The organism is Rhodoplanes elegans (assembly GCF_016653355.1).
Taxonomy (GTDB): domain Bacteria; phylum Pseudomonadota; class Alphaproteobacteria; order Rhizobiales; family Xanthobacteraceae; genus Rhodoplanes; species Rhodoplanes elegans.
Genome location: NZ_NHSK01000070.1, coordinates 1 through 6,625, shown reverse-complemented (window position 1 = coordinate 6,625; position 6,625 = coordinate 1). Strand labels below are relative to the sequence as shown.

Genomic DNA, 6,625 nt, shown 5'->3' with positions numbered 1-6,625 from the left:
CGCCCAGCCGCCCAAGCCGAAGCCGCCGGCCCCGCGGCCGCAGACGCCGGCCGCCGCCCAGCCGGCGACGCCGCCCGCTTCGATGACGAGTGGGGCACAGCCGCAGCTGCTCGGCCAGTACGGCGGCTGGGGCGCCTACACGGCGAGCCCGGGCGGCCGCAAGGTGTGCTTCGCGCTCGCCAAGCCGAGCCGGGCCGAGACGACGCCGCCCAACCGGCCGCGCGATCCCGCCTTCCTGTTCGTCGCCTCGCGGCCGGGCGAGCGGGTCAAGGACGAGATCTCGGTGATCTTCGGCTACGGCTTCAAGCCCAATGCCGACGCGACCCTCGAGGTCGGCGGGGCCAGCTTCCCGCTCTACACCCAGGCCGACGGCGGCTGGATCAAGAACGCTGCCGAGGAGCCGCGGCTGGTCGAATCGCTGCGCCGCGCCGGCGACGCCACCATCAAGGGCGTCTCGGCCCGCGGCACCGCCTCGACCGATATCTACGTCCTCAAAGGCCTCGCCCAGGCGCTCGACCGGGTAGCGCAGGAGTGCCAGTAGAGGCGGGGCGCTAAATTCCGTCTGTCAGGCGATGCGGGTGGCCCAGTCCGAAGCCGCTGTTCTGGAGCCGTATTTCCTAGATGATGATTGCGTCGCTGTGGCGAATGATACGCTCTCTTGAGAGGGTCACCGAATCTTTTGCATCTGTATTCCTGGGAAGGAGCCGTCGCCCTTAAGATCTCTATCGATCTGTTGTTGCCGCATCCCACCGGCAGAACCGGATTTCGAGTCCGGCGGGGAAGCGACGCCTCTACAGAGCAGGTCGCCAGGAGCGCATGGTGAGGAGGGTTGCGTCTCGAGTGGTCTCGAGGAGGGCGGAATTGTCGGCGACGAGATCGCACCGCTCGGTTGCCCGAACACAGACGTTCCGCAGGCCAGGGCGATGGCAACTCCTGACATGATGAGATAGCAGAAAAGACGGACCATTTTGTTCCTCCACTTGCGGCGAGGGCGATTATTGCTCCAACAGGCGGGTTCTGACGGCTCGGAACGCAATGGGCACGGGACGCTGAAGAGTTTGGGTAACCGCGATTCTGTTGTGACTTGCAGACAGTGTAGAGATTGCTGCGGGACTTGATCCGAGTGTTTCCAGCATGATCGCTTTCAGGCGGCTTTTGTGGTCCTCGAGAGCTTGGCGCAAGTTGAGCAATTCCGCAGATTCGGGCTGAGGCTTGGCAGGAGCGTCGCCAGAGGCCTGGGTCTTCGACTCTAAAGCTTGAAGAACCTCCGCGACTTTGGATACCGCTTTTGCCTCGACGCCGAAATTGCTGGATGTTTGAGCGACGCTTTCTATCGATCTGGTCAAGTAAAGGCGATTGACCAACAGGATTTCGACACCTAACCGAAATTTCGTACTTCCATCGGGCTTACCGGTAGGCACTCTCTGGAATGCGAGGTCACCCACGAGAGTCGACATGAACCCGCGGGCGCCTTCTTCGGTACATATCGGCCGCGATCGTGGATTCGAGCAAAACTCGTTGAGGTAGCTGTTGGCGACGATTGCCGAGACTCCGTAGGTCTCGGCCGATGGAATCCGAATTTCGATTGTTCTGTTCTCCTCCGAATCGGTCACTCCCACTAGATTGAGGAGCTTCGCTCCGAAACCAACGGCACCCGAGGCCCGTCGTACATGAGCGACTGTGAAGTCTGGGAGAATGAGGATGGGCAAGTGTCGCCGGTCCGTCGGGAGATCGAAGATCGAGGTCTGCGCGACTGTTTGGGGCCAGATCTCGTCGTTTCCCTTTGGTCTTGGAGCCGTCTCCGGGAAGATGAATGTCTGCTTGTAAGCAGTCTTCAGGTCTGCTGAAAGGTCGACGTGCCAGATCTTTAAAGACCGGCCCTGCAACGTCTCTGACGCTTTTTCTCCTAAGGCGTCGTCTGTCAAAATCAAGAAAATATCGCCGACCGCGATATCCTCTTGCGGAGGATAAATCGGATCGAGGCCAAGCTTGGCTATGGCCGAATTCCATTGTTTGGCGACACTTTCTTCGTTCGAAGGATTGGAAGCTCCGTTCACCCACCACAAAACGAAAATGATCATCAACAAGAATCCGGCGATCGAGGCCAGTGCAAACGCAGCCGCCTTAAATTGCAGAAGAGACTGCAAAAATCCTTTGATGCGTTGACCCCAGGCCATCACATCCCCCCCTCCGAGAAATGAACAGGAATCTCCCGCTTAAGTTGAAAACAGTATCATGACGAGCATGCGCGGAAGATAACAATCGAGTGAGTCTCGGCGGAAAGGGGAGCTGTACGAGATGGGAGAGCTTTCAGGCCGCAGGGTCGTGCTCGACACGACGCTGCGGCAGGCAACGAGTTGTCGGTCGCAACTACCACCGGCACGGCCGGCGGGGAATTATGAGCACTTCGTGATCGATATGGGCGAAGCCCGGAGGCTTTCGGCGCGTTGCCATCGACAGATCGCGGGGAGATGGACAGCGGAGGTCGAGATGAAGGTGTTAAGCGGCATTAGGTCGCTCGCGGCGATTGCCTGGGCAGTGGCTGAAATCGTTGCAGGGTTGGAAGCCGTGGCGCAGGAGCGGGCAGTCGAGCCCGCCGCCAGTGGGCGCACCGCCGGGCTCGAGCGGCCGGGCTGGACCGTATTCACGGACGCCGCCGGCACCCGGGTCGACGTGCCGGCCGGCATCTTCACCGAACAGGTCGGGCCGGCGCGGCGCGGCGAGGGCGTCGAGCTGCAGTCGGCCGACGGGCGCGCCAAGCTGATGGTCTATGTCGAGCCGAACGACGAGGCGTTCACGCCGGAGCGATTCGTCCGCACCAACCTCAAGGTCCCGGCCGGCGCGCTCGACTATCGTCGCATCACCGACCGCTTCTTCGCCGTCTCGGGCGTGAACGAGGGCGAGATCTTTTACAGCCGCTGCAACTTCCCGGCCCGGGCGTCGGGGCGGATGCATTGCATCTACGTCGCCTACCCGCAGGCCGAGGAGAAGGCCTGGGACGACATCGTGACCCGGATCAGCCTATCTTTGCGCGGTTCGCGCAATTAACGATCACCAATCATTAGGTACGCCTGCAGACCCTCGATGTCGGAATTTCCCTGATGTGAGAGTTTCTTAGTCCGTAATTGTCGTTTTGAGATAATTCGTACCACCCGAGATGGTGATTGTGCCTGCCCTGGTGGTGCCGTATGGGTCGATCGCGCACCTCGTGTATGTGTTCTTGCGTTTTTCGCTCAGCGCAGAACGTGATATATCACCAAGCGGATACGACGCTCGTCCGAACGCCGTGCCGCATCGACCCCCGGACCGAGATCGAACTGCCATGGAACCCCTCTACGACCGCCTGGGCCGCGTGCGGGCCTGGCTCCACGCCGAGCACGCCCGCATCATCAGCCTGCAGGGCAGCCACCTGGCCTCCATCGACGGCCACAGCGTCTACGACAGCAGCGGCCAGCACATCGGCTGGTGGAAGCACGGCCACATGCGCAACACGCGCGGCGCCGTCGTGGTGTGGGCGTCCGACGCCTTCGGGCTCGGCGTCATCCGGCCGCCCCAGATGCCGCCGCCGGCCGAGCCGAAGGCGCCGGTCGTGGAAGGCTTCCAGGCCCGCGCGACGCCGCCGGCCCATCCGGCCCGCAGCGCCAGCTGGGCGGTCGAGTTCCCGTTCTGACGTTTTCGAGCCGATCTGATCGGCCCTGATCAGATCGTCCGACCGACCGGCCGGGCCCGCGCGGTACGCGCGCCCGGCGCCGTCGCCTTCTCCCCGACATTGCCCGACGACGTGACGCCGCGCTTCGACGGATCGCGCGCGACGATCTTTCCGCTCGCCCCGACGATCATCCTCATGGTGAGGAGCGCTCCATAGGAGCGCGTCTCGAACCATGTGGCCGTCCTCGTCCTTCGAGACGCGTCCTTCGGGCGCTCCTCAGGATGAGGACGGATAGACGTCGGTTCGAATGCGCGCGGTCGTCACAGAATGAACCGGCTCAGGTCGGCGTTCTTGGCGAGGTCGGCGACGCGGCTGTTGACGTAGTCGCCGTCGATCACGAGCGTCTCGCCGGCCTTGTCGGGGGCCGCGAACGAGATCTCGTCGAGCACCCGCTCCATGACGGTCTGCAGCCGCCGCGCCCCGATGTTCTCGACCGTCGAGTTCACCGACACGGCGACGTCGGCGATCGCGTCGATGGCGCTCTCCTGGAAGTCGAGCGTCACGCCCTCGGTCTTCAGCAGCGCCACATACTGCTTGATCAGCGACGCCTCGGTCTCGGTGAGAATTCTCCGGAAGTCGTCGCGCGTCAGCGCCTTCAGCTCGACCCGGATGGGCAGGCGACCCTGCAGCTCGGGCAGGAGATCCGAGGGCTTCGCCAGATGGAAGGCGCCGGACGCGATGAACAGGATGTGGTCGGTCTTTACGGTGCCGTGCTTGGTCGACACCGAGGTCCCCTCGATCAGCGGCAGGAGGTCGCGCTGCACGCCCTCGCGCGACACGTCGGCGCCGCCGCGGTTCTCGCGGCCGCAGATTTTGTCGATCTCGTCGAGGAAGACGATGCCGTTGTTCTCGACCGTCTTGATCGCCTCCTGCACGACGGCGTCCTGGTCGAGCAGCTTGTCGGATTCTTCGGCGATCAGGATCTCGTAGGACTCCTTCACCGTGACCTTGCGGGTCTTGGTGCGGCCGCCGCCGAGCTTGCCGAAGATGTCGCCGAGCGAGACGGCGCCCATCTGGGCGCCCGGCATGCCCGGGATCTCGAACATCGGCATGCCGCCGCCGCCGCCGGCCGCGACCTCGATCTCGATCTCCTTGTCGTCCATCTCGCCGGACCGCACCTTGCGGCGGAACGCCTCCTTGGTGGAGGCGGAGGCGTTCGCGCCGACCAGTGCTTCGACGACCCGGTCCTCGGCCGCCAGATGGGCGCGCGCGGCCACGTCCTTGCGCTTGCGCTCGCGGGTCAGCGCGATGCCGACCTCGACGAGGTCGCGGACGATCTGCTCGACGTCGCGGCCGACATAGCCGACCTCGGTGAACTTGGTCGCCTCGACCTTGATGAACGGAGCGCCCGCGAGCTTGGCGAGCCGGCGCGAGATCTCGGTCTTGCCGACGCCGGTCGGGCCGATCATCAGGATGTTCTTCGGCATCACCTCTTCGCGCAACCTGTCGTCCAGCTGCAGGCGGCGCCAGCGGTTGCGCAGCGCGATGGCGACGGCGCGCTTGGCGTCGTGCTGGCCGATGATGAAGCGGTCGAGCTCGGAGACGATTTCGCGGGGGGAGAAGTCGGTCATGGGTCGCGCACCATCAGGAGGGCGGGGCCGTCTGGCGTCGCGACCACGCGGTCGCGGTGGAAGCCGGCCTTTTCATAAGCGCGGATCGCGCGGGCATTGGCGGGATCGGGATCGGTGACCACCCGCGGCGTTCCGGCCGCGAGGAGGCCATCGGCGAACTGACGAACGAAGGCGGAGCCGTGTCCCCGGCCGAGCATGGCGGGCTCGCCGATCGACTGGTCGATGCCGCGGGTACCGGCGGGCTGCGGCCCGAAGCCCTCGTTCCAGGCGCCGAGCCGGTAGCATTGCAGATAGGCGAACGGCACGCCGTCGGCCAGCACGAGAAACTGGTCCATGTCGGGATGATCGAGATCGCCGGCGACCAGAGCGAGCTGCTCGTCGGGGTCGCCCCACCACTCCGCCATGTGCGGGCGCGCCAGCCACGTCGCCATCAGCGGCAGGTCGGCGGCCGTGAACGGACGGAACTGGTAGAGGCCGATCACGTCGTCATCGTCTCCACCACGACCTTGTCGTTGGTGTAGACGCAGATCTCGGCCGCGATGGCGAGCGAGCGGCGGACGATCGCCTCGGCGTCCATGTCGGTGTCGATCAGGGCGCGGGCGGCGGCGAGCGCGTAGTTGCCGCCGGAGCCGATGCCCATCACGCCGTTCTCCGGCTCCAGCACGTCGCCCGTGCCGGTCAGCACCAGCGACACCTTGGGGTCGGCGACGATCATCATGGCCTCCAGCCGGCGCAGATAGCGGTCGGTGCGCCAGTCCTTGGCGAGTTCGACGGCGGCCCGCATGAGCTGGCCCGGATACTGCTCGAGCTTGGCCTCGAGCCGCTCGAATAGCGTGAACGCGTCGGCCGTGGCGCCGGCGAAGCCGCCGATCACGCCGCCGCCGGCGAGCCGCCGCACCTTCTTGGCGTTGCCTTTGACGATGGTCTGGCCGATCGACACTTGGCCGTCGCCGCCGACCGCGACGATGCCGTTCTTGCGGACCGTGACGATGGTGGTGCCGTGCCAGAGGGCGGACGACGCGGGCGGGTCGGACTCGTGCGAAGACATCAGCATGAAACCTCGGTGACGTCCTGATCTAGGAGCGGCCCGACCCCTTTGCAACGCGAGGGGAAACTCGGACGCGGCCGGGCATTGGGCCGCGCACGGCGCCGGCGCTCCCTCTCCCCGCCGAGCGGGGAGAGGGGTGGGGTGAGGTGAGGGGGCGCCTCCGTATCCACGAAACGCCCCCTCACCCGGAGTCCGCGCGTACGGGCGCGAACTCCGACCTCTCCCCGCGCGACGGGGAGAGGTAAGCGGCAGCGCGCGGCTCGGCCCCCGCGTCCGCACCCGCCCCCAGTGGCGGAA

Annotated in this window: 8 protein-coding genes; 3 read left to right on the top strand and 5 right to left on the bottom strand. The window is 65.3% G+C overall.

Annotated features, from left to right (window positions below; genetic code table 11):
- A partial coding sequence (locus tag CCR97_RS07280) for an invasion associated locus B family protein (RefSeq protein ID WP_207199407.1) occupies positions 1-541 on the top strand: 541 nt, incomplete at its 5' end.
- Positions 542-995: 454 nt separating this feature from the next.
- Here CCR97_RS07280 and CCR97_RS07275 read toward each other — a convergent pair.
- Complete coding sequence (locus CCR97_RS07275) at positions 996-2,177, bottom strand: hypothetical protein (RefSeq protein WP_146618867.1); 1,182 nt, start codon at positions 2,175-2,177, stop codon at positions 996-998.
- A 232-nt stretch (positions 2,178-2,409) separates the two neighbouring features.
- Here CCR97_RS07275 and CCR97_RS07270 point away from each other — a divergent pair, with 232 nt between their 5' ends.
- Positions 2,410-3,048, top strand: a complete 639-nt coding sequence (locus tag CCR97_RS07270) for a hypothetical protein (RefSeq protein ID WP_146618868.1) — start codon at positions 2,410-2,412, stop codon at positions 3,046-3,048.
- Positions 3,049-3,322: 274 nt separating this feature from the next.
- Positions 3,323-3,670 carry a 4-fold beta flower protein gene (locus CCR97_RS07265; protein ID WP_111359250.1) on the top strand — a complete coding sequence of 116 codons (348 nt, stop codon included), beginning with the start codon at positions 3,323-3,325 and terminating at the stop codon, positions 3,668-3,670.
- 29 nt (positions 3,671-3,699) lie between these two features.
- Here the strand turns inward: CCR97_RS07265 and CCR97_RS07260 are convergent, their stop codons facing one another.
- The 4 genes from CCR97_RS07260 to hslV all read right to left on the bottom strand — a co-directional run bounded on the left by CCR97_RS07260 (position 3,700) and on the right by hslV (position 6,328).
- Positions 3,700-3,846, bottom strand: coding sequence for a hypothetical protein (locus CCR97_RS07260; RefSeq protein ID WP_170145985.1), 147 nt, complete (start codon positions 3,844-3,846; stop codon positions 3,700-3,702).
- 123 nt (positions 3,847-3,969) lie between these two features.
- Positions 3,970-5,280: an ATP-dependent protease ATPase subunit HslU gene (gene hslU / locus CCR97_RS07255; RefSeq protein WP_111359251.1), complete on the bottom strand. Its 1,311-nt coding sequence runs from the start codon at positions 5,278-5,280 to the stop codon at positions 3,970-3,972.
- A complete protein-coding gene (locus CCR97_RS07250; RefSeq protein ID WP_111359252.1) occupies positions 5,277-5,762 on the bottom strand; it encodes a GNAT family N-acetyltransferase in 486 nt (161 codons plus the stop codon). Before CCR97_RS07250 ends, hslU begins: the two co-directional genes overlap by 4 nt.
- Positions 5,759-6,328, bottom strand: a complete 570-nt coding sequence (gene hslV / locus CCR97_RS07245) for an ATP-dependent protease subunit HslV (RefSeq protein WP_111359253.1) — start codon at positions 6,326-6,328, stop codon at positions 5,759-5,761. The genes CCR97_RS07250 and hslV overlap by 4 nt, the downstream gene beginning before the upstream one ends.
- Between the last annotated feature and the right edge of the window lie 297 nt (positions 6,329-6,625).